Raw genomic sequence first — 23,413 nt, 5'->3', positions numbered from 1 at the left:
AAGCGCTTTCGGAATAGCGTAAAGGTACAGCGGTTTTAGTAAAACTGAGAAAGTCTGTCCTGCCGTCTGGCCTGCCGGAATCGAAACCAGGTTTTGGCAGCACGGGAGGGTCAGGACACGACCGCATCACCATAAGGAAAGGAAATTTATGCACAAATCTTTTCGAAAAGGAACGAGCTGTCTGCTTGCTGCACTGCTGATGGCTGGTACGCCGATGTCGATTCTTGCGCAGAGTTCCCCGCTCCCGCGCAAAATGACGCATCCGACGACGGTTCGCAGGAAACGACAAAAATGGCCTCATTTGTCGACGGCTTCATGCCGATGACCATTCTGAGCGAACTCAAAGACGATGTCTGGGGCGTTCCTCTGGTCGGAAAACGCGACCAGGACAACGGTCTGGAAGACCGCACCCTGGCGAACTACTGCTACTGGGACGGCACCATCCTTAAGGGAACGGATGCCGAAACGGGCAAGGATAAATACTACATGTTCGCCTCCCGCTGGGATCAGGCCAACGGCCACAGCGGCTGGGGCGGATCGGTAGCGGTCTATGCGACCAGCGACAATCTGGAAGGCCCGTATACCGATCAGGGCATGCTCTGGCCGGATTACTACGAAGGCGCCGGTCATAACGTCTTCGCTTTTGAAATTTCCAAAACGGATCCAGCCTATAAGGAAGGCTATCGCTACGCGATTTCCGTCAGCGATACCGGTCTGCACGGCGATCAGATGAACGGATCCATTCATATTTCCAAATCGCTCGACGGACCATGGGAACACGTCGGAATCATGGAGACCGACGGCAAGTTCCGTCTGAGCAACGTTACCATTACCCAGCGTCCGGACGGCACGTATCTGGCGACCGGCCGTGACGGTGATATTGCCACTGCTGCTTCGGTACGCGGTCCTTGGACGACGCAGCGTCAGAAACTGTGGTGGGACATTCCGGGAATGAACACGAGCGCGCTGGAAGACCCGGTTCTCTGGTATTCCGACGGCATGTATCACATTGTTGTAAACAACTGGCAGGAAAAGTATGCCTACTATCTGACGAGCTACGACGGCGTTCAGGACTGGACTCTGCATACGGGTACAGCCTACAGCGCCGAAACGATGGCTCAGCATCTGCAGTACACCGATGGAACGAAAAACTCCTGGACCAAACTGGAACGTCCGGGCGTCTACATTGAAGACGGGACGCTCAAAGCCATGACGCTGGCCGTTATTGACTCTGAAAAGGACGATGACCGCGGCAACGATGAACACGGAAGCAAGGTTATCGTTATTCCCTACAACGGAAAAGCGCTCGCTGAATTTGCGAAAACCGATGAATATACCCCGGCTTCGACAAACCGCAAAGGTCTTGCGGCTCAGTCGGATACCCATATTCAGTCCTGGGGTGAGGAAGCCGGAAAGAACTATGGTTCCGAAGCCTTCCTTCAGGTTCAGGGCAACGCTTCGCAGGGCCTGCTTGGCGAAGGCGAACGACCCAATTCCGATTACGACTGCAAAATTGCTTTCGTTCGCTATGCGTTAGATCAAAACACTCTGCCTTCCGATCTTTCCAGGATCGATGCGGATCTTTCGATCATTTATCAGTCCAGACATGCAGGAAGCGCCACAGAAGAAGTGCTGCAGGCGGCTGTGGCGGACTCGAACTGGGTCGCCGGCGATGGAACCGATAACGGCGGCGGAAGCACCTCCGTAGAAAACGCCGTGACATGGTACAACCAGCCGGCGGTAGACCAGGATCTTGGCAAAGCCGAATCAGAAACGTTCTCGGTGGATGATACGGATACGGAAGTTCGTATCCCGGTCGGCACACTGATTCAGAAGTATCTCGAGAAAAATCCGGATGTCACAGAAATCACGTTTGCGATCGCAACGAAAAACGGTACGCGCCTGCACATTGGATCGAACGAATCGTCCAATGACCAGGGTGTAAAACTCGTGTTCGCCTCTACACCGGAGACACCGGAAGTGACCGGCATTGCTCTCGACAAGGATGAACTCGATCTCCATCCGGGCGATACGTATTCTTTGCAGGTGACGATCACACCGGAAAATGCGACCAATAAAAGGTCACCTTCACTTCGTCGAACCCGGCCGCTGCGACCGTCGATGAAAACGGAAAAATCACAGCTGTAGCCAAAGGCGGAACGACTATCCGTGCCGTCACAGAAGACGGCGGCCTCATGGCCAAATGCGGCGTGCGGGTAACACCCGTCGGCGCGACGATTATCGGTCTCGATTCCGTGACCGTATATACACCGTCCGGCTTTGATGCCCGTCTGCCGCAGACCGTTTCGGCAAACTGGTCTGACGATACAACGACGGAAGAAACCGTCGTATGGGATACCGAAGGCAAGTCTCTCAGCTCGAACGGAACGCTGGAAGGCACCGTCAGCGGCACAGCGATCAAAGCTTCCTGCAAAATCGAAACGGTTTCTCCGCTGCTTTCCTGGGTAGTCGACTGCAACAACGCCGGCTCCCCGCGCTATTCCAAAGCCGTAGAAACCAGCCATATCCTCAACGAGACTTATGATCAGAAATATGATCCGGAAAACGGAAAGACATGGGGCTACGTCGAGGATCTTGGCAAACACAGCAGCTCAAGCGTGAATGACAGCTACGATTCCGGCTGGTACGCCTATAACAATCAGGCCATTCAGTACGCGTTCCCGCTCAAAGCCGGCACGTATTCGATCCGCCTTGGCTTTAAGGAATGGTGGAAAGATTCAACGTCCAGCCGAAAGATGGATATTTATATGAAGCAGGGCGATACCGAAACAAAACTCGGTTCGTCCAACACCTGGAACGGCGGCAACAACTGGAATACCTTCACCGGTCGGGCCACAGTTTCCGGCGACAGTGATTCGATTCTTGTCATTAGAAAGCAGTCCGGCCAGCCCGACCCGACGCTCGCTTTCATCGAAATTTCGAAAGTGCTCGATACCGACGCTCTGCAGGATGCGGTCAATGCGATCAAGGGACTCGATCTGAGCAAGGCTTCGGCAGCGGACATCAAGGTGCTTGGCGATCTGCATCAGTCCGCTCTCGATGCGCTGCGCAATCCGGAAACGACGCAGAAGGGTGTAGACGATCTGACCAAATCGCTTACCGACAAGATTCAGGACATCACCAACCCGGCGAAAACCTGGACCGAACAGGAAATTCAGGCCAACGACGGCATTCTTTACGTCTTCAACGCCGGAACTACGGATCCGTCCGTAACTCCATCCAATATCAAGCGCGGTCTGTATCAGTCTTCGGTTTCCCAGAAACTGAAAACCGATACGCTGACCGGTCTCAAATGGGGTCTCGAGGAAGACGGCGTACATTCCATTTCGGCCGCCGGCGGCAATTCCACCTCGCTTGAAGACAGCTATCTGTACACCAGCGATTCGATCGACTACGTCAGCGGAGAGTCCGGCTTCAAATTCAGCTTTGAACTTCCAGAGCGCGTCAATGACGATTACACCGTAACTCTCGGCTTCAAAAACCCGTGGGATACCCGTCCAGTCGATGTCGTTCTCGAAGATCAGACGGTAAAATCGGGTCTTACCCTGACCAAGGGTCAGCTCGTTGAACAGACCTGGGACGTTACCGTAAATGACGGCGAACTCAATGTATTCGTTCATAACCCGAACCGCACGAGCCAGTACGCCGACCCGCTGATCAGCTATGTCATCGTCAAGGCAACTCCGGAATGGACCAGCGAAACCCTTTCCGCTCTGCTCGCAAAACAGGCAGAAGACATGACCGATCGCACCTTCGGCAAGGACAGCCTCGACGCCTACAACGCCCAAAAGCTGAAGCGCAGGCGCTCATCACCAAAGAAGGCGCGACGCAGGAAGAACTGCGCGATATGTACCGCGCGATGGAAAAAGCCTACGACAGCTTGAAGGAAACCTTCACCTACACGTCCTTTGGCGGCGATTCGAACCGCGCCTGGGTCGACAACAACGGCAATTACATTCAGGCTCACGGCGGTCAGGTCCAGAAACTGAAGATCGACGGCCAGGAAAAATGGGCGTGGTACGGCGAAGACCGTGCAAGCGGCTATACCCCGATGGCCGGTGTTCATCTGTACACGTCCGATGACCTGTACAACTGGACCGACGAAGGCGTTGTCCTCCGTACCGTTCCGGTGAGCAGCGAAGACTACGGAAAAGATCAGAATGAAGGCTACAAAGCCGATTACTCCATCTTCGAAACCGATCCGTATTTCAGCGCCCTCTATGGCGACTGCGGAGATCAAGAACCAGACGATCCGCAGTACGAAAACAAGGCGGAAGAAACCTACTGGAATCTCGCCAACGACCGCAGTGTCATGGAACGTCCGAAAGTCATTTATAACGAAGATACCGGCAAGTATGTCATGTGGTTCCACTCGGATGGACGTACCCCGTCCAGCGGCGGAAGCTACGGCCGTGCCCGCGCCGGCATTGCGGTTTCCGACAGCGCTACAGGTCCGTTCAAGCTCGTTTCCACCGTCCGTCTCTACGCGGCGGAACATGTATCCGATCATGGATCTGACGGTACCGGCGGTGCAGTCCGTGATATGAACCTGTTCCAGGACGAGGACGGAACGGCGTATGTGATTTACTCCTCGGATATGAACGCGACGATGTATATCGCCCGCCTCAATGACGCCTACACCGGACTGGCGAAGGATCGCACAGGCGGCGTGGACGGAACCGGACTGTCGGCAGAAGAAGTCGCCGCTACCGATTACACCCGCAACTTCATCAATTCTTCCCGCGAAGCTCCGGCTATGTTCAAATACGATGGCAAGTACTATCTGATGACGTCCGGATGCACCGGCTGGGATCCAAACCAGGCGCAGTACGCCATGGCGGATCATCCGCTCGGCCCATGGACCGTCGTCGGCGATCCTTGTGTCAATGACACGTCCAAGACAACATTCCATACGCAATCCACCTGCTTCATCCCGGTAGATCTGGAAAACGGCAAGTTCATTTACATGGGCGACCGCTGGACCAGAAGCTCTCTGGGCACATCCGGCTACGTATGGCTGCCTGTCGAAATTGGCAAGGACGGCAAGATGAGCATCCGCAGCGCGACCAACTGGACGCTGGAAGATCTCAAGGCTTCCGCTAAACTTTCCTTTACAGCTCTCGATGCCCAGATTCAGATTGCCCAGGCAAAAATGAAGCGGACTACACGCCAGCTTCGTGGGCAGCCTTCAAGGCCGTTCTCGACGAAGTTGTCGCCGGCCGTGATGCCCTGAGCACACAGACCGATATCAATGCTGCAAAAGCCCGTCTCGAGCAGGCGATCGAAGGCCTTGTAGCTAAATCCAGCCTGAATGTGGATGCGCTGAGCACAGCGATTGTTTCGGCGGACAAGCTGATCCGCAGCGATTACATCGGCGCAACCGACTGGGATGCGTTTGATGAAACGCTCGCCAGCGCCAGAACCGCTCTGGAAAATAAGAACAGCCAGGACGAAATCGACGCTGCAGCCAAAGCGCTGAACGACGCGATGGATGCGCTGGTTACAAAAGCCAGTCTGAATACCACAGCACTGAGCGCCGCAATCGATCGAGCAGAAAAACTCGACCGCGACAGCTATGTGGATACGACCGACTGGGCGGCTCTGGATCAGAAAGTAAACGCCGCGAAAAAGCACTGAGCGACAAGAACAGCCAGGCCGATCTCGATGCGGCGGCCAAAACGCTGAACGATGCTCTGAACGCACTCGAAAAGAAAGCCGTTCTGGACTACACGCTGATCGATCAGATTCTTGCCAAAGCCAATGCGCTCAGGACGGCAGACTTCGGCAAAGCCGGGCAGGATACGATTGCTGCACTGAAAGCCAAAGCACTCGAAACGAAAGATGCAGCAGACGATCAGGCCAAACTGGATGCCTCCTGCATCACGCTCAACCGTGCACTGCTCGCTCTGCGCAAAACGCCGTCTTCGGCAAACCTTCCAAAGTAAGGTTCAGAAGTACGTTTTAGAAGCAGGTTCAAGAAACAGGTTTTCGACCCTGCTTCTTCCTTCTTCGCTTTTTCAAGCCAGACTGTGATCTTCTGCAGTCTGGCTTTTCTCTGTTCCGGGCGCTTTCTGTGCGCCGTTTTGGCCAGCTGTCCGCGACTTGGCTGGAACTGCACAGAAAAAGCCGGAAGAGGCGACTGCATTATGCAGTTTCGCCTGTTCCGGCTTTACTGTCCTTTACGGCCGTACTGGCCAGGCAGCACAGCTGAAAAATGGTGAAAAGAAAGAGAGCGGTTATTCGGGCAGGGTGTCCGGATCGGGAAGCTTGCGCAGATCGAGCAGCAAGGAATGAATAGCGTCTGCCGCATCGTCGATCGCCTCTTGCGACTGGTAGTCGCGAAGGGCAGCCCAGCCTGCTTCTACTGCGGTTTCGAGAGCGTCCTGCGCACTCGATTTGTTATGGAAAGAAGACATATCGCCTTCAAGCAGCGAACTGGCTTTTGCCATCGCGGTTTGTAAATTGTCCGTAAAGAGGGCAGTTTCGTCGTCGCCGGCTGCAAGAATGCGAACTTCGGCCGCACTGCCAAATCCGCCGGTACCGCGAATGGCGCGCAGTCGGACATAGCGGGCGTAAACCGGTGTGAACAGCGTACCTTTCCATTCCTTGGGCGTAGTCCAGGTTCCGGATTTGACTACACGCAGACTGTCTGGATCCATGCCGACGGAAATTTCGTATTCGGTAATATCGCCGTTCGTACTTCCTGTCGGCCTTGGCAAATAGCGCAGACCGCTAATGGCTTTGACATCCTGCAGATCGATGAGCAGATAGGCATCGCTCTGCCCGGAGGAATGCCAGAAGGTGTTTTCCCTGCCGTCGGTAGCGTTGGCCACATCGCCCCAGCTGGAAATGCCGCCTTCAATGGCTTGGGCGCCGGCGATATCCCGGGATGCATCGGTCCAGTCCGCACTCAGCTGGCCGATGGAACCAAGATAGGTTGTGCGGCGGGTGTACATTTCCACATCGTAGTAGCTCCTGGCCGGCTGTCCCTGATCATCGCGGACAATGTGTTCCGTATACAGTTCGCCGGCCCGGTCGCTTTCGGATACTGTGTATTTGAATTTGAACTTGTTCGTGCCGTTGCCGCTGACATAGACGGCCTGACGCGCTTCGGCAGGAAGGAGCGTATTGAGCGGCTGGAAGGTGAGGCTTAACGTTGGTTCGCCGCTGACGAAAACCGGTTCGTTCAGTTCAAAGGTGATTTCAAACGTATCGCCGGCTTTGACCTGATTTTCATCGCCGTTTTTGTGATCGCATGTCACGATCATGTTCGTTTTAGCCGGAACGGTTGCGGCCGGTCCGTCGTCATCGAGCAGATAGTCCATGGAAAACTCGGTATAGCGCATGGCCAGCGCGCCGGCTTCATCATCGGCTTCGTAAATCAGGCCGATCACGCCGTCGTCAACGACTTCCAGACAGCCGTACTGGTTGGAGCCGATGGAATACTGCTTCGGCGTTTTCCAGTCGATCGTTCCGTCGGATTGAATTTCGCCCACGGTTGTGGCGCCGTTCGTGCGTCCGGGGCCCTGAGCGGTGGCGAGAATCACGTATTCCTTGCCGTTGTAGTTCGTGTGGGTCGCGGCAACCTGACAATACACATCCGTAACCGCCGTCTGAGTGATTGCTCCCCACGTTTCGCCGCCGTCGGTGGATTTGCTCATTTTGACTTTGCCCGAATAGTTGCGCATGAACATGAGCAGGGAACCGTCATTGAGTTCAACGACCTGGTTTTCGGTCGTTACACCATACTGGCCGACGGACGTTTCGCTGCTGATGTCGGCGCCTGCGCATTCGAGCGGCGAGCGGGCGCGTGTCCACGTTTCGCCATAGTCATCCGAGTATATGATGCTGGAGGCCTGCGAGTTGAAGTTGTTGGCGATGGAATACGTCGAGAAGACAAGGCGTCCGGCGTGTTCGCCGTGTTCGAGCTGAATGCCGCGTCCCGGACCGGTTCCGTTAAACTTCATCCAGTCTTCCTTGACCTGATCGGTGATCAGTCTTGGCGAAGACCACGTTTCGCCGTCGTCATCGGAATACGTAAGCATCAGATGCTGGTTGCGGACCGCATGCAGGTGACCTTTATCTTCGCCGCTGTACATCCAGCAGCTTCCCCAGTCTTCGCCATTCGGGCCGGTCAGCCAGCCGTAGTCGCGGTTTCCGATCGATCCGTCTGAATTTTCCCGGAAGGTCGCTCCCGTATCTTCGCCGGCAGCGTTAAAGATGTGACCGCCTTCGCGTACGGTGTACACTTCGGATTCGTCATCGTTAAGCAGTTTCAGATACTTCTTGCCGTTCACATCCATATAGCCGTGACCAAGAGAAAGGTCGGAACCGTTCATGAGGCAGGCGATGTTCTGCGGGAAGAAGTCCACCAGACAGAAGACACGGTTCGTACCGTCCGGCAGAGTCGCGTTGAGCAGTTCGGCATCGATCGTATTGGAGTCTTTCTGTTCGCTGCCGGTTCCTTCAATATCCGGCATGTCGATGATGACCTGGCCTTCTTTCCACTCGCCGTCTACCCGGCGGCGAACGATAGTGTCGATGTTGTACTGGTCCATCTGGGTATCGTTGCGCTTGTCGGCTGCGGTCACCAGGACGCCGCTGTTTGTGCGTACCAGACAGGGAATGCGGTAGTATCCGGACCCGTAGTCGCCTGGCTGAACGAGGGAAAGAATGCTCGTTCGATAGCCCGTTTTCGGAAGCCGGCCGGTCGTAAACTGAGTTACATTGGCTGCTTCTTCTTCCAAAAGCGCGTGATTGTAAAACTTCACGGCGGTAATGTCGCCATTCAGCGCGGCATCCGCGCTCTTGCCCAGTTCAATTTGCGTCAGACTGTTTAAAGACAACGGCTGTTCGATCACTTTGGCCGCCTGCCTGTCGAGGACAACGGAAACGCCGGTGCTCGTAAAGTTCACAACGGCGGTATGAGCGCCGCCAGTGTACAGCGTGCCCGCCGGATAATCGAGATTTACGGACTGTACGGTTCCGCTGGCCGTGATCTGAAGCTGGAGGGAATCTCCTGTCGTACCTAGCGTATAGATCGTCGAAGCATCGGCCGATTTCAGACTTGCGATAGGCATGAAGCCTTCGGCGCTGCTGTTTACCCGGAAAATGACCGCCGCGCTGCAGCCGTCTGTCGCATTCAGTCCTTCGGGAAGCGGTGCCGTTTTGCCCTGCATCTGACTGCCGTCAAAGGAAGCGCCGCTGATTTCTGCAAACGCTTCGGGAAGAACGTCGCGCTGTTCGAGTTTTACGGCGACATTCGTCATGGTTCCGTTGAAAAACCAGTTGTCGGACATGGAACTTTTTCCGGTGCGGTCCATGCCGCCAAGGGTCATGCGCAGATCGGTATACCCGCAGTTCATTAAAGTTAAAGCCCCGCTCTGACGGGAAGCGATCAGTTCTTCGCCGTCAACCGTCAGAAAATAGCCTTTGCTGGAAACGACCAGTTCAAATTCGTGTTTGTCGGTTCCCACCTGCAAATTGGCTTCCTGCGATACTTTGTAACTCGCACCGGTGACTTTACGGAATTCAAAACCGATTTTGTTTGTGCCCGGGCGGACATAAAGCGTCATGTAGTCGTTGGCGTTGTCATTGCCGCAGACCGACATCAGCGCCACGATGGCGTTATTGGAAGCGTTCGCCTGGAAGGTTCCGGACCAGATCATCGTATCGGCTTCGCCATAGGCGGGAAGCTGATCGGTAATGCTGACGCGTGTCGAAGCCGTTCCGTCAAACGTATAGGATTCGGCCAGTTCGGTTTCTTCCGCCAGAACGGGAAGCGTATGGAGCAGAGGGGAAACCGGGGAGGCAATCAGCAGAAGGCTGAGCGCCGCCGAAGAAACTCTTCGAAATCGTTTATTCATCTTTTCCTTTTCTCCTTTGTGTATCGTGTGTATCGAAAGTGAGTCAAAGCGGGTTTGTCTGTCGTCTGCAGGCGCCCGATTCCTGCACCGTACGATCGCTTTCACTTGTTTTCATCATATCCATAGCCAGAAGAAGGTTCTTTTCATTTTTGAGAGTGTTCTTTGCATTCTTGCAGCAGGAAAGCTCAATTTGACTATCACTGTCCTTGGAACAGAGCGCAGAATTGCGCAAAATCTGCGGCTTTTCGCCATGGAGACAGGCAAGTCTTTCCGGAGAACTTGAAAACGGGAAAGGAAAGGCGAAAAATCTGTTATTGAATTCCGCTTCTGGACGGAAGACGATCCAAAAAAAGCCTCCAGAAATCTGGAGGGCGGAACAGCAGAGTATCCGAGTAAAGAAAAGAGAGAGGAGTATTCATGTCTATTGAAAATGTACGCAAAGCATTTGGAGCGCAGAATATCGCCGATCGAATCATTGAACTCGATCAGTCCAGCGCGACCGTAGAGCTTGCCGCACAGGCGCTGGGGTGCGAGCCGGAACATATCGCCAAAACGCTTTCCTTTTATGGACCGGAGAACGATACGATTCTGATCGTGGCTGCCGGCGATGCGAAGGTCAATAACGGAAAATTCAAAAGAACGTTCGGACTGAAACCCTCCATGCTCAATGCCGAAGATGTGGAAGGGCGAACCGGTCATGCGATCGGCGGCGTGTGTCCGTTTGCTAATCCGGAAGACGTTCGCGTCTGTCTCGATGAATCGCTGCGCCGCTTTGACTATGTCTATCCAGCCTGCGGCAGTTCGAACAGCGCCATTCGTATGAACCTCGAGGAACTGTATCGATACGCCAATGCCGAAAGCTGGGTCGACGTCTGCAAGATTTTGGAACAGGCTTAGACAGGTAAAGGAATCGATCAGGAAAAATACAGGATGCGGTTCGCAGAACGATCCATAAAGACGAAGGTGACAGCTATAGCCAGCGATCGAGGATCCCTTTTCGAAGGAAACGGGATTACGGGAAACTGGTTTCAGAATTAAGAACCGCCTGACCCCTCGATTGCAGAAAACGCCATTTCGGAAAAATCCCTCATTCTCCTTGATTGAAGGAGAAAACAAAAATAAGAGAGCGGGGACTGGTGAAGGAAACGCGAAAATGCGCTGGCTGAACTCTTGTTCGCTGCGTTTACTCTTTCCAATGAGCGAAGAGAAGGAGAGACGCGATTCACCGGAAAACGGTGGAATAACCAGGAACAGAAAGGAAAAAGGAGATCCATTTTCAGCAATTTGCTGGAACGGATCTCCTTTTGTATGGATTCAGCACACGGGGTACGGGTATTTTCAATCGTTAATGCAGGTATTAATGCAGGTACTAATGCAGGGGGTCCTCCTGCGGGTTCTTTGGCCGAAGCCAGAATGGCGCGGATGGTATCGAACAGAACGGGTTTGAGTTCTTCAATCGAACAGGGGATGCCGTACACAATCGAGGAATAACAGACGGATCCGGTCAGTTCGAGAATCATGAAATAGACGAGCTGGGCATTTTCAAATTTCACGCCGCATTCGCGGGCCTTGGCTTCAAAGCGATTCGCCAGATCGAGACCGCCCTGACCCAGGGTGCTCTGCAGTTCCTTATGGAAGACGCCCATGGAAAGGCTGCGGCGGATCAGACGCAGAAGCAGGGGATTGTCGGAGAGCTGCTGAAGAATGCGGGAAATCATGAAAATGACCGCATCGTCAAAGTTTCGGATATCTTCCTCGTCGAGCTGGTCCTGCGCATTACGGACAATGCGCTGGGATTCCCGGTCGACCAGATAGTCCCGGATCTCTTCCTTATCCCTGAAAAAGAATAGAAAGTGCCTTTCGCTACGCCGGCCCGGTTGGTAATGTCCGAAATGGAGACTTCCGCCAGATCCCGGCTGGAAAGAAGGGCAAGCGCAGCGCTGAGCAGGCTGTTTTTTTATGAAGTTTATTCTGTTCGGCTTTTCCTGACATGGCTTCAGTATACACCCGAACCTTTAAAAATATAAAAAATGACTGATAGTCATTTTTAGGCATAGGGAATAAAGTGTCTGAAAGGGATACGGGCGTAAATATTGACCGATGGTCAAAAACTGAATAGGATGGGTGATGTGAAAGGAAACCAGTGAAAAACAGGTACTTACGGTTATGGAAAAGTGTTCAAAATTTATTGTTAAATACCGGAATATTATCTTGCTTGTAGCTACGCTTCTGCTGATTCCTTCGGTTATTGGATATATGAATACGCGTGTTAACTACGATATTCTGACATATCTTCCAAAGGATTCCCCTCGATTGTGGCGCAGGATGTGCTGAGCGACGATTTCAACCTGGCGGGTACGGCGATGGTCGTTGTAGACGACATGCCGGACAAGGATGTGGCCAGGCTGGAAGAGCAGATTTCTCAGATCGACGGCGTCGATACGACGCTCTCCAAGACAGATGTCGTGGATGCCCAGATTCCGGCAGATGTTCTTCCTTCTTCGCTGACGGATGCCATCTATTCGGACGGATCGACGATGATCATCGTCACGTTCAAGGATGCAGCGGCCAGCGATTCCACGATGAATGCGATCGAGGAAATTAAAAAGCTCTGCAGCGACAACGTGCATGTCGCCGGTTTTTCCGCTATTACAGCGGATACGAAAGCGATGGTGGATCGGGAAACGCCGATTTATTCCGCCATTGCGGTTCTTCTGGTTTTAATTGTTCTTTCGCTCGGACTGAAGTCCTGGCTGGCGCCATTGATCTTCATTCTGGGCATGGTTTATCCAATTCTGTACAACATGGGAACCAATATTTTCCTTGGCGAGATTTCCTACGTCACCAAGGCGCTGAGCATGATTCTGCTGCTGGCCGTTTCCATGGACTACTCCATCTTCCTGCTGCACCGCTATCAGGAAGAGAAAAATAAAGGCGATTCCAAGGAAGACGCCATGGCCCGGGCCATTCATGCGACATGGCTTTCCATTACCAGCTCTTCCATTACGACAATCGCCGGCTTCCTTGCTCTGCTGGTCATGCAGCTGACGCTTGGACGCGATATCGGTATCGTCATGGCCAAAGGCGTTCTGTTCGCCGTGCTGTGTACGATTCTGGTTCTGCCTTCTCTGCTGATGTTCTTTGACCCATGGATTGAAAAATGGCAGCATCCGGTTCTGATCCGTCCGCTGCCGAAATTCTCCGACTGGGTTGTCAAGCATCGCAAAGCAATTCTGGTTGTCTTTGCCCTGCTGTTTGTTCCGGCCTTATGGTGCAACTCCCATACGGCACAGTATTACGACCTGGCTGCTTCTCTTCCTGCCGATCTTCCGGCGGTTGAGGGCACCAACGAACTGAAAGATAAATTCGATATGACGACTTCGCATTTCATCATGGTCGATCAGGATCTCTCCGCGTCCAAGACGCGTCAGATGGTCGATGAAATCGAAAACCTCGATGGAATTACGAGCGTAGTCGCCTATGAAAAGTTTGCCGGACCGATGATTCCTTCGGAACTTGAACCGGATGCCATCCGGGATGTACTCGAAGCCAACGGCCGCAAGCTGATTCTCGTCAATACGTCCTATCGTTCAGCTACCGATGAGCTGAACAATCAGATTGAAGATCTGTATTCCATTACACAGAAATACGATCCGAACGCGCTGATCGCCGGCGAGGGCAACATGACGCGCGATCTGATCAAGGTTACCGACATCGACTTCAAGATGGTCAACCTTGTTTCCATCCTCGCTATCTTCATTATTATTGCCCTTACCTTTAAATCGGTATCGCTGCCAATCCTGCTCGTGCTCTGTATTGAATTTGCGATTTTCGTCAACATGGGCATTCCGTATCTGACACATACCGAACTGCCGTTCATCGCCGGCATCGTTATCGGCACCATTCAGCTGGGTGCCTGCATCGACTACGCCATCCTGATAACGTCCAGATTCCGTGAAGAGCTCGCTGCGCATCAGCCGCCAAAAGAAGCCATTACGACGGCGATCACCCAGACGATGCCTTCCATTATTACTTCCGGTATGTCCTTCTTTGCGGCCTGCTCGGGCGTAAGCCTGATTGCCCGCATGGACCTGATCAAATCGCTGTGCACCCTGCTTGGCCGCGGCGCCCTGATCAGTGTCATCGTCATTCTGACGGTTCTGCCGGCTCTGCTTCTTACGTGCAACAAGTTCATCACCAGAACCACAAAAGGCTGGCCGAAAGCTGCACCGGAAGAAGACGCATCGAATTCGGATGCCAAAGCCGAAACTGCCCAAACGGTAAACACACAGGATTCCAAAACTGCTGCACAGACAGTGAATGACGTGAATTCAGAAAACCAGCCGCATTCTCCAGCCGGTTTTCGCCTGGACCAGCAGACCGGTCTGGCTTAGAAAATCCGCAGATTTTCCATCTTATCCTCATCTGTTCTATACAGGCAGGATGCCCGCAGTAAAAAAGCAGCTTGTCCACATGGCGCAGGCTTCCCATTGCCTGGCCGACAAGAATCAGCCTCCAGAACCATTTCCCGTTTGAAGGACCGAACGGGAAACGGACAGCGGAGGGAAAGGAATGCTATTTCGAATATGAAAAACTCAATTCAGAAACTCGGAGCCGCTCTGTTAAGCAGCGCTCTGTCTCTTTCCGCACTTCCTGTTAGCGTACTGGCCAGGGAAGCGGAACCTTCCAACGCCAGCCGCACGATCCTTCAGGAAGAAAGTGCAAAATCCAAAAAGGATGCGAAAGACACCACAAAAACCGAAACGGTTTACTCGTTCCTGGATGAAAACGGCAATATTTCCAAAACGATCGTTACGTCCTGGCTGCACAATCCAAACGGACTCGGCGAGATCAGCGAAAATCTGAAACTGAGCGACGTACAGGATCTGAAAGAAGACAACAAGCCGACCGTTTCCGGCGACGTCTACACATGGAACGTAAACGGCAACGATCTTTACTATCAGGGTACGTCCAGGGAAAAACTGCCGGTACAGATCAAAGTTACCTACAGCCTGGACGGAAAAACGATGACGGCCGAACAGCTCAAAGGCAAAAGCGGTCATCTGAAAATGAACGTGGAATTCGTTAACGATCAGAAGAAAACCGTTAATCTCAACGGAAAGAACGTCATCATTCATCCGCTCTTTGCAGCGGGCGGTCTGATGGATCTCGACGGCAAGATCTTCTCCAATATTTCCTGCGAACAGGGCGAGACCATTAATGACGGCGAACGCGAATTCCTGATGTTCGCTGCACTGCCTGGATTAACCGAAACAATGGACAGCGCCGGCCTTTCTTCCTTTACCGATAAGCTTGGCGCCAGTGATGATGTGACGATCGAAGCCGATGTAAAAGACTTTGAAGTGCCGCAGATGTATTTCGGTGCAACCAATGAAATCCAGCTTTCCGAACTGAGCGATATGGACGATCTGAGCGAACTCACTTCGAAACTGCAGCCGCTCTTTGACGGCGCTGACCAGCTTGTGGACGGCGCAGCCAAACTGAGCGACGGTGCCGATCAGCTGCTGGACGGAACAAACTCCCTCACCGACGGCATGGGCGCTTTGAAAGACGGTTCCGGAAAACTGCATGACGGTTCTTCCCAGCTGAAAGACGGAACCGCAGCCGCACAGGATGGCACCGCGGATCTCGAAGCCGGCGCGAAACGTCTGGCGGAAGGAACCGATGCTCTTGTTTCTGGTTCCAGCAAGCTGACCGCCGGAACTGCACAGCTCGAAAGCGGTGCAAAATCTGCCCAGGACGGCGTCAACAAGCTGTCCAAAGGCAGCGACGATCTGGCTGCCGGAACCGAACAGCTGGAAAGCGGATCGAAATCTCTGAGCGACGGTACGTCTCAGTTCAAGACAAAAGTTGATGCCCTTACCGGCCGGGACGGCTAGCTGTATCAGCTCGGCAATTCCTTCCTCGCTTTGAACAACGGCATGAAGAGCGCAAAATCCGGCGTATCGGAATTTACGAAAGCCGCTTCCGATAAGAGCGGTGAAGCCGCCGATGGCGCAGCGTCCTTCAAGACCCAGTTTGATCAGGGCGTGCAGTCTTTGCAGACTGGAGCCGATCAGGCCAAGGATGGTTCCAAACAGATTTCCGATGGTCTGAGCGCTCTGAATACTCAGATTTCCGGGATGGATCCGGCCAAGCTGTCAACACTGAGCACCCAGCTTTCCGGCGCTCTGACGACTCTGCAGGGTCAGAAGACGACGCTTGCGAACGATTTGCAGACGCTCAATACGATGAAGACCGCACTGAATAGTGCAAGCGCCAATGTCGGAACGCTTTCTTCGGGTATTCGTACGGACGTCAATACAATCAACCAGGGCGTAACCTCGGCCAACGCGCAGATTCAGGCAGCTAACAAGGAAATTGCCGATCGCAATACGAAACTTGCGGCGGCTTCCAACGCCAAAACCGGTGCGTCCAATGCGATCACCGCAGCACAGACCGCCAACAGTCAGGCCGCCACATCCGTATCGACTGCCTCTTCGCAGGTTGAAGCCGCACGTCAGGCGATTGCCGCTGCCGCTGCATCCACAACCGATGAAGCGACCAGGGCTGCCCTGAATGCCATTTCTCTGCCGCAGCTCTCCGGTGCGCTGACCAGCGTACAGGCTGCCGGAAGCAGTCTGGCCACCGCCAAGACTTCGGTAGACGATCTGCCGGCTTCGATTGCTCCGCTGCAGACGGCAATTACACCGATTTCCACAGCCAATGTGGAAAGTCTTTCCCAGAAACTCAGCCAGATTTCCACGATCTCCACTTCACTCGATGGAGCCGTCCAGCAGCTGACCAGCCTGGATCACGATATCGATACAGCCATTACCGCACTGACCGGCGTACAGAATGGTCTGAACCAGATCAGCGCCAGCGAGGATTTCACTAACCTGAGCGCTTCGCTGACGAAACTCCAGCAGGCAACCGACAAGTTAAGTACCGCTGCCTCCCAGCTGCATACCGGCATCTCCACACTCGATGACGGTGTCGGCGAACTGACAGCGAAGACGGATGACGGCATTGACCAGCTCGAAAGCGGTCTGCGCACATTAAGCCAGACGCTGTCCACAAAAGCCGACGACCTGAATAAGGGTATGGATCAGCTTGCGGATTCGACCCAGAAACTGGCCGACAGCCGCACGACACTCATTGATGCCGCCACATCGCTGAGCACCGCTGCCGCGTCCATGAATGACGGCGCAGCCAAACTCGCCAGCGGCGCTTCGAGCGTCAATGCCGGTGCCAAGGCGCTGCAGGCCGGTCATCTGGAACTGATCAACGGCGTAACCGTATTAAGCAAGGGCGCGTCGGATGTACACAGCGGCATGAACGATCTGAACGCTGGTATCGCCCAGACGCACGACGGCGCTTCCCGTCTCTACGCCGGATCGAGCGCTCTGCATGCAGGCGCTGTACAGCTGAATCAGGGAGCCAGTCAGCTGTATGACGGAGCAAGCCAGCTTGATGACGGCATCACCCAGGCGCAGGATGGCGCCGCACAACTCAAGGATGGCGCAAGCCAGCTTGATGACGGTGCGCGTCAGCTGAAAGACGGAACCGTCAAACTCAATGACGAAGGCATGAGCCAGCTGAAAAAGCTCTGAACTGGGGCGAAGAAGAAATCGCCATGTTCAAGGACCTCTGCAATGAAACGATCCGTTTCAACGAAGAGTACTCCACCTTCGCCGGTGCACCGGAAGGTGCCAAGACTTCGGTTCGCTACATCTTCAAAGTCGAAACCCCGGACACCAGGAAGTCGGACAATAAGAAATCGGAAGACAAGAAAGCCGACGATTCCAAAGCCGACGATTCAAAAGCTGACTCCAGCGAAAGCGAAAGCAGCGAAAAGTAAGGAACGAAGAAACGCTCGATGAAAATCGATGCGAACCCGTTTCGTTCATAAATTCTGAACGACAGAACTCTGTCCAGGCACAATAGGCTGATCCAGCCTGAGGGAACTTCAGAACCCTCAGAAGGATCAGCCTTTTTCGGCCGCTTTCCAAAATGAAATCCGTTTTGCGAATAAGTACAGCACAGAACGAGAAAAACGGCACAGGCGTATCGCTCGGTAACCGGACTTGAAAGAGGCAGGACCGCCGCTTTTCCAGGCGGGAGCGGCTCTCGAAAAAGCGCAAAAAGGCCTTTATATACAACTAAGATAAGAAATTGACCCGATCCGATACTTGAGAAAAAGAGTCGGAAAGGACGGCGAGAAAACAGAACTGACATTATGCGAACCGCATTTTTATATGGTCAGTTGAAAAGAAAGACGGACACCGATCGGGTAGTATGGCACTAGAAAACTGCAATATAGTGATCGACATATTTACCGGACGCATAACGAAGGAAACTTCACAGCCCGGCAACATAGAATAAGGAGATTGTGCATGAAACGAAAACATATTTATCCGATTCCCCCAGCCTATGGGTCAACGCGTCCAAAACTTGGACATCGTCTTGGCGCCTGGGTATTAAGCCTGACGATGGCGTTTTCCTTTCTTTCGCCGACAGCCATGCTGGCAAAGGAAAAGCCGGATTTTACCGACGCACCAAACGGTACAGTAACTGTCGAGGACGACTCGGTTCGCTACGCGTTTGATTCGACGCAGATTCAAAACGATGCTGCATCGGAAGAAGAGGCAGAACCAGAAAACGAACAGCCGCTCGATCCGGTGTACAAGGAAGATCCAAGCGGACCGGACGGTTCGGATATTCTTCCCGAATACAACGAAGATTCTCCCGAAACCCGTACCCGCGTTATGGATACGACCCGCATGCCGTACAGCGCCATCTGCAAGCTTCGTCTGGAATTTGTAGACCAGAACGATGAACACCGCTATTACGTCGGTACCGGCTTTGTCATTGGTCCAAATACGGTTCTGACGTGCGGCCACTGTATTTACGATGTGGAACACGGCTACGGCTGGATCCAAAGCATTCATATCACCCCGGGTGCCACCGATTATTCCGCACCGTTTGGCGCGTGGACGAGTGAAGATGTTGAATATTTCGAAGTCGATAAAGGCTGGCTGAACGACGCCCACGAAGCCAACGACGTGGCACTGATTGTACTCAACGACGACATTGCCGCCAAAACCGGCAAGCTTCCGCTTTCGATTGACGGCGCCAAGGCCCAGCGGCTGCATCTGAGCGGCTATCCGGCGGAATACAATCACGAAAATGACATTTCGACCCAGTACGAAAGCTGGGGCAGCGATGTGGAAGTGTTTGACCGCATTCTGGAATCCAACACGTACGGCAGCGGCGGCCAGAGCGGATCGCCGATGCTGAACGAAAACGGCGAAGTCGTTTCTCTGTTTGCCTACGTCTATGTGTACCGTGACCGTTCCGGCGGACCTCTGATGGACCGTGAACGTCTCGTCTGGATCGCGCAGAACTCGCGTGTACCGGATCCGGTCTTCCGTCTGTATAACCCGAATTCCGGCGAACATTTCTACACGCTGAATCTGCAGGAAGCCAATTACCTCGATCGGGCCGGCTGGAATGCAGAAGGTCTGGCCTGGTCTTCCTGCGACGAAGACAACGCGATTCCGGTCTTCCGTCTGTATAACCCGAATACCGGCGATCATCACTACACCATCGATGAGAAGGAATACAACGCGCTGCAGGGCTTTGGCTGGCGCGCAGAAGGCGAATCCTGGAAAGCTGCACTGGAACATTATGAACATCCGGTTTATCGTCTCTATAACCCGAATGCCGAAACCGGCAGCCATCATTTCACTCTCAGTGAAGATGAACGCGATAATCTGATTTACTACGGCTGGAAATACGAAGGCATCGCCTTCTACGCTGACTAATCCCGAAACTGTCCCTTGCGGACAGTTTTTATGGGCTCCCTTTTCCAGAGCGGAAACGATGAAGGTTCAAAAAGGAGACAGAATGGAACGAAGGAAAATCTCTGCTAAAGAAGAAGCAGAGGATTACAATGAAAAACGTCTGTAACCAGTATGTAAGATAGTGAAGCAAGGCTTCACTCATCCGCATAAGCCGCAAAGCCATTCCGGTTTAAATGGGCGGGACACCGCCCGGCAGGTACAGACCGAAGGCGGCTGGCCAAAACCGCCCAACCCAGGCCAAAACAAAGACAAAACGGTGCGAAACAAAGCCAGAAGAAAACCAGCCAGCGGTAGCCAGCCCGGATGGAGGAGGGAACAGAAATGAATATTCGAAGAGCGGATCTTCACGATCTTGACGTCATTGACAGCCTGCTCAGTCAGGTTCTGGAAGTACACCATCAGGCGCGCCCGGATCTCTTTAAGACCGGCGCCCGCAAATACACCGACGAACAGCTCGAAACGATTCTTCGCGAGGAAAAGACACCGGTCTTTGTTTACGAAGATGAAGAAGGACAGGTTCGCGGCTATGCGTTCTGCATTTTTCAGGAGCATCCCAACGACAATATCCTCACGCCGATCAAAACGCTCTATATCGACGATCTCTGCGTCGATCAGAACATCCGCCATCAGCACATCGGCCGTCATCTGTATGAATACGTCTGCGACTTCGCACGAAAGAGCGGCTGTTACAACGTGACGCTCAACGTATGGGCAGACAATACTTCGGCCCTTCACTTTTATGAGTCGCTCAATCTCAAGCCGCAGAAAATCGGCATGGAAAAGATTCTCGAGTACCCGTCCGAGAGGGAAAATCGCGAATAAAATCGCATAGATCGCTGCAGATTCATGCAGATTCGCACAAATCCGCAGATTCACGGAGATTCAGCAGATCGACAGAGATCCGCACATCATCCGGTGAGACCTCAAAGAGGACACAGGAAAATCGCCCGCAAGGAGAAACGCTTTGTTTCTTTCTGCGGGCGATTTTCGTATGCATGGATTTTGAAACGGGGACAGCAGAGGAGGACAGGAGCGGAAAAACGGAGGATGACTCTATATCCTGGGATCCTGACTGTTCTATTTGGATTCGGTGTCTGTATCTTCCGGCAGACGCTTGATGGAAAAGGAGGCCTGATCGGAATTGTTCTGGATCTGGTGGACCTGAAAGCCGTTTTCTGCAATCTGCTGGTTGCGGCGATCGCGGCGATGGAACGAGGCGCGATCGTTTCGGGAAGCGGAAGCTTTCAGAATGGAGCGGGCCAGACGGTCGGCTTCTTTAGGATCCACATCTTCCAGACCGGATTCTTCCGAGCTGCTCTCTTCGTGAGCCGGCGCAGTTCTTCGTTCCGGAGAAGGGGCCGCCTTGCGTTCGATCGAAGAAGCTGCGGATTCTGAAGGAGCAGAAGAGGGTGAAGAGGCAGTCGGTTCAGAAGACGTCGTCTGTGTGTCTGCAGAGGACGAGGAAGGAGCCAAATGAATATGGGCATCTTCAGCGGGAAGGACCGGTTCAGCCGGTTCGTTTTCGTTCGTGTCCGTCGGTACAGACGCTTCCCTCGGCTGTTCGGTCTGCGCGGCTGCGTCTGGTTCGTTTGCGGCAGCATCTGGTTCGAGTTCTTCCTGTTCAGAAACCGATTCCTTCTCATCGTCGCGTTCTGCCGGGATCGCATCGTCCTGTGTATCGGCTGTGAAAGTTTCTTCTGCTTTTGCCGGCGTTTCTTTCGGACTTTCGTCGGGATTCTCGTCCTCGGCTTTGTGCGCTTCAGATTTCGCATCGTCTGCATGTTCCAAAGAAGCATCCGATCGGTTGGATCCTTCGTCTGCCGGTGCGGTTTCGCCAGCCGGCGTTGCAGGGGCGGAAGGGGTCAGGACAATGTCCTTGGCCATCTGGTTTCTGGTCCACAGTTTCGCGCCGAAAAAGGAAAGAATTTCCAGAAGCAGAAGGATGACGGATTCGATCTGAATGACCGGCAGTTCCAGCATGAATACGGAAAGCGCGCCGACTACATTCAGAAGCATCAGTCCTGCGCCGCATTTGCGCAGGGCGTCTCCATAAATTTCCTGAGCGCGAATCCAGCGCTTTGTGCCCGGTTCAAGATCCGGGCTCGAATAGCCGGAAAGACTGTCATACTCTTTCGCCTTTAAAAAGCCGAGAATCTGGGTGCCTTTCAGAAAAATAAAAAGGAAAGCAGAAAGTTGCAGAGAAAATACAGAATATTCATGGTGACTCCTTATCGTGTACAGATACTGTTGAACAGCGGCCGGGAAAGAAACCGGGCCGTTTTTAAGATTCCCGTGGTCGGACAGGCTTTGAAAATCAAAAAATCCCAGACTGACCGCGTTATGGGTGCCTATCCAAAATACCGGAAAAGAATAGTAAAGTTTTTAATAAGCCTCGGTTTTCCAGACGGCCGATGGATGAAAAGAAATTGAGCGGCCGGTATAATTCATATTACAGGTTTATTTCCGGTTTCCGGGCGATTTGAGCGAACGGCACGATCGGCGGGAAACCGTTTTATTCAGGAAAGGGAAAAGATATGTCAGATAATTCGGGTAAAGATCTGCTCCCCATGCTTCTGCCCATGGCGCTGGCCTTTGTTCTGCATCTGGGGTTCATTTTCAAACTCCTTTTTATTATTCCAGTCATTTACTATGTCGGCCATTTTTAGGTCAGGCCAGAACGCGAACGGAGTACGTTTCCCCGCAAAAGCCGCAAAACAGCGAGTATAACGAGGCGATGTTCGGCTATTCGCATCCGGTCGTCATGCCGTATGCCTTTTATTATCTGGAAGGGCTGATGATGTATCTCTATTCCTTCCTTCTGTTTTTCGCACCAGGCCTCAGCCGCTATTTTTCCAACTGGGGCTCGGTCTACCTGGGCATGGGGGCACTGAAAGCCGGTCCGCGTACGTATTCTTCTCCTGCGAATTCTTCGCAAAGCCATGCGTCCCGTACACAGGCGCGGCCGTCTCAAAAGCCGCCCATTCCGAAAAAGCCGCCGATTCCCAATGTGAAAGACACACGTGCTTCCAGCGGAAGCGGGCAACTTTTCCCACGACCGGAGAAAAAGGCCCGGCCAGTCGTTGACGAGGCCAAGGAGACGCAGCGCGCGATCGAGCGCAATCTGCTGACACAGATCGAAAACAACGACCGGGAACTGCACCGCATCAAGGACAATTCCGAGGCCATTCTCGAAAACATTTTTGGTGGAAGCAAACTGTCGATTGCCCGTTTCACAGCTGGACTGGATGAAGCGATCGCCATGTCCCAGAACAATCTCGAACAGGCCAGACAGTATGTGAAGATTGGTCATAACATGGACATTTTGCGCAAATACTATGAACGTTCCGTCCAGATCAATAAGAAAGCCGCCGATCTGCTCGATTCGCTCGTTACCCATCAGCAGGCGGAAAACGATGACGATTTCGAAGAAATGACCCGCCGCCTCGACGAACTGCAGGATTCCATCAAGTACTACGAACTGCACTGATCAGAAAATCCAGATTCGAAAGAGAGGACAGAGTCATACGATTTACCCCTTGAATTGCCAGGCCGGAGCATACGCTCCGGCTTTTTGCGGCAAAAAGTGTGAAAAGGGAAGATACGAATGGAAGAAAGAACGACAGAGGCCAAAAGGCAAGAACGTATCTTCCGAAAAACATG

General features: G+C 53.2%; 16 protein-coding genes and 1 pseudogene. 13 read left to right on the top strand and 4 right to left on the bottom strand.

The genetic code is table 11. The annotated features are described in order from the left end of the window. Positions 1-291: 291 nt before the first annotated feature. The 4 genes and pseudogenes from KWG61_RS01175 (at position 292) to KWG61_RS01160 (ending at position 5,658) form a co-directional block, all read left to right on the top strand. The gene (locus KWG61_RS01175; protein ID WP_242744697.1) at positions 292-2,148 is read left to right on the top strand and encodes a glycoside hydrolase family protein; all 1,857 of its coding nucleotides are present in this window, start codon (positions 292-294) and stop codon (positions 2,146-2,148) included. Beyond that, complete coding sequence (locus KWG61_RS01170) at positions 2,136-3,905, top strand: Ig-like domain-containing protein (RefSeq protein ID WP_367614301.1); 1,770 nt, start codon at positions 2,136-2,138, stop codon at positions 3,903-3,905. Before KWG61_RS01175 ends, KWG61_RS01170 begins: the two co-directional genes overlap by 13 nt. Further along, a pseudogene (locus KWG61_RS01165) lies at positions 3,869-4,879 on the top strand (glycoside hydrolase family 43 protein); the annotation flags it as partial. The gene KWG61_RS01170 and the pseudogene KWG61_RS01165, both read left to right, overlap by 37 nt. 455 nt (positions 4,880-5,334) lie before the next feature. Then, positions 5,335-5,658 carry a hypothetical protein gene (locus KWG61_RS01160; protein WP_242744694.1) on the top strand — a complete coding sequence of 108 codons (324 nt, stop codon included), beginning with the start codon at positions 5,335-5,337 and terminating at the stop codon, positions 5,656-5,658. Between the two features lie 599 nt (positions 5,659-6,257). On the opposite strand, the gene KWG61_RS01155 is transcribed toward KWG61_RS01160, so the two are convergent. Then, entirely contained in the window at positions 6,258-9,887 is a 3,630-nt protein-coding gene (locus tag KWG61_RS01155) for a discoidin domain-containing protein (RefSeq protein ID WP_230266879.1), read from the bottom strand. Positions 9,888-10,304: 417 nt separating this feature from the next. On the opposite strand from KWG61_RS01155, the gene KWG61_RS01150 reads away from it, so the two are divergent. Beyond that, positions 10,305-10,784 (top strand): YbaK/EbsC family protein, encoded by a 480-nt coding sequence (locus tag KWG61_RS01150; protein ID WP_230266878.1) that lies wholly within the window; start codon positions 10,305-10,307, stop codon positions 10,782-10,784. Positions 10,785-10,921: 137 nt separating this feature from the next. On the opposite strand, the gene KWG61_RS01145 is transcribed toward KWG61_RS01150, so the two are convergent. Next, positions 10,922-11,605, bottom strand: coding sequence for a hypothetical protein (locus KWG61_RS01145; RefSeq protein WP_242744693.1), 684 nt, complete (start codon positions 11,603-11,605; stop codon positions 10,922-10,924). Beyond that, positions 11,602-11,835: a TetR family transcriptional regulator gene (locus KWG61_RS16850; RefSeq protein WP_367614300.1), complete on the bottom strand. Its 234-nt coding sequence runs from the start codon at positions 11,833-11,835 to the stop codon at positions 11,602-11,604. Before KWG61_RS16850 ends, KWG61_RS01145 begins: the two co-directional genes overlap by 4 nt. A 367-nt stretch (positions 11,836-12,202) precedes the next feature. Here KWG61_RS16850 and KWG61_RS01140 point away from each other — a divergent pair, with 367 nt between their 5' ends. The 6 genes from KWG61_RS01140 (at position 12,203) to KWG61_RS01115 (ending at position 20,575) form a co-directional block, all read left to right on the top strand. Then, on the top strand, positions 12,203-14,281 hold the full coding sequence (locus tag KWG61_RS01140; protein WP_242744692.1) for an RND family transporter: 2,079 nt from the start codon (positions 12,203-12,205) through the stop codon (positions 14,279-14,281). Positions 14,282-14,473: 192 nt separating this feature from the next. Next, positions 14,474-15,787 (top strand): hypothetical protein, encoded by a 1,314-nt coding sequence (locus tag KWG61_RS01135; protein ID WP_242744691.1) that lies wholly within the window; start codon positions 14,474-14,476, stop codon positions 15,785-15,787. 30 nt (positions 15,788-15,817) lie between these two features. Continuing rightward, positions 15,818-17,500 carry a hypothetical protein gene (locus tag KWG61_RS01130; RefSeq protein ID WP_242744690.1) on the top strand — a complete coding sequence of 561 codons (1,683 nt, stop codon included), beginning with the start codon at positions 15,818-15,820 and terminating at the stop codon, positions 17,498-17,500. Positions 17,501-17,523: 23 nt separating this feature from the next. Continuing rightward, positions 17,524-17,748: a hypothetical protein gene (locus KWG61_RS01125; protein ID WP_242744689.1), complete on the top strand. Its 225-nt coding sequence runs from the start codon at positions 17,524-17,526 to the stop codon at positions 17,746-17,748. Positions 17,749-18,283: 535 nt separating this feature from the next. Beyond that, positions 18,284-19,714, top strand: coding sequence for a trypsin-like peptidase domain-containing protein (locus KWG61_RS01120; RefSeq protein ID WP_230266873.1), 1,431 nt, complete (start codon positions 18,284-18,286; stop codon positions 19,712-19,714). A 360-nt stretch (positions 19,715-20,074) separates the two neighbouring features. Continuing rightward, positions 20,075-20,575 carry a GNAT family N-acetyltransferase gene (locus KWG61_RS01115; protein WP_230266872.1) on the top strand — a complete coding sequence of 167 codons (501 nt, stop codon included), beginning with the start codon at positions 20,075-20,077 and terminating at the stop codon, positions 20,573-20,575. Positions 20,576-20,830: 255 nt separating this feature from the next. Here the strand turns inward: KWG61_RS01115 and KWG61_RS01110 are convergent, their stop codons facing one another. Then, entirely contained in the window at positions 20,831-21,769 is a 939-nt protein-coding gene (locus KWG61_RS01110) for a hypothetical protein (RefSeq protein WP_242744688.1), read from the bottom strand. 518 nt (positions 21,770-22,287) lie between these two features. On the opposite strand from KWG61_RS01110, the gene KWG61_RS15695 reads away from it, so the two are divergent. Next, positions 22,288-22,419, top strand: a complete 132-nt coding sequence (locus KWG61_RS15695) for a hypothetical protein (protein WP_256460732.1) — start codon at positions 22,288-22,290, stop codon at positions 22,417-22,419. Between the two features lie 68 nt (positions 22,420-22,487). Then, the gene (locus KWG61_RS01105) at positions 22,488-23,240 is read left to right on the top strand and encodes a hypothetical protein (RefSeq protein ID WP_242744687.1); all 753 of its coding nucleotides are present in this window, start codon (positions 22,488-22,490) and stop codon (positions 23,238-23,240) included. Positions 23,241-23,413 lie beyond the last annotated feature (173 nt).

This window comes from Allobaculum sp. Allo2, from assembly GCF_022701175.1.
GTDB lineage: Bacteria > Bacillota_I > Bacilli_A > Erysipelotrichales > Erysipelotrichaceae > Allobaculum > Allobaculum fili.
Note: the sequence above shows the minus strand (reverse complement) of the source record. Positions and strands in the feature narration are given on the sequence as shown.

What these genes read in the sequence shown, in the direction of transcription:
- KWG61_RS01175 (WP_242744697.1), top strand. Translation starts at nt 292, where the DNA reads ATGGCCTCATTTGTCGACGGCTTCATGCCGATGACCATTCTGAGCGAA.
- KWG61_RS01155 (WP_230266879.1), bottom strand. Translation starts at nt 9,887, where the DNA reads ATGAATAAACGATTTCGAAGAGTTTCTTCGGCGGCGCTCAGCCTTCTG.
- KWG61_RS01150 (WP_230266878.1), top strand. Translation starts at nt 10,305, where the DNA reads ATGTCTATTGAAAATGTACGCAAAGCATTTGGAGCGCAGAATATCGCC.
- KWG61_RS01145 (WP_242744693.1), bottom strand. Translation starts at nt 11,605, where the DNA reads ATGATTTCCCGCATTCTTCAGCAGCTCTCCGACAATCCCCTGCTTCTG.
- KWG61_RS01135 (WP_242744691.1), top strand. Translation starts at nt 14,474, where the DNA reads ATGAAAAACTCAATTCAGAAACTCGGAGCCGCTCTGTTAAGCAGCGCT.
- KWG61_RS01125 (WP_242744689.1), top strand. Translation starts at nt 17,524, where the DNA reads ATGTTCAAGGACCTCTGCAATGAAACGATCCGTTTCAACGAAGAGTAC.
- KWG61_RS01120 (WP_230266873.1), top strand. Translation starts at nt 18,284, where the DNA reads ATGAAACGAAAACATATTTATCCGATTCCCCCAGCCTATGGGTCAACG.
- KWG61_RS01115 (WP_230266872.1), top strand. Translation starts at nt 20,075, where the DNA reads ATGAATATTCGAAGAGCGGATCTTCACGATCTTGACGTCATTGACAGC.
- KWG61_RS01110 (WP_242744688.1), bottom strand. Translation starts at nt 21,769, where the DNA reads ATGCTTCTGAATGTAGTCGGCGCGCTTTCCGTATTCATGCTGGAACTG.
- KWG61_RS15695 (WP_256460732.1), top strand. Translation starts at nt 22,288, where the DNA reads ATGTCAGATAATTCGGGTAAAGATCTGCTCCCCATGCTTCTGCCCATG.
- KWG61_RS01105 (WP_242744687.1), top strand. Translation starts at nt 22,488, where the DNA reads ATGTTCGGCTATTCGCATCCGGTCGTCATGCCGTATGCCTTTTATTAT.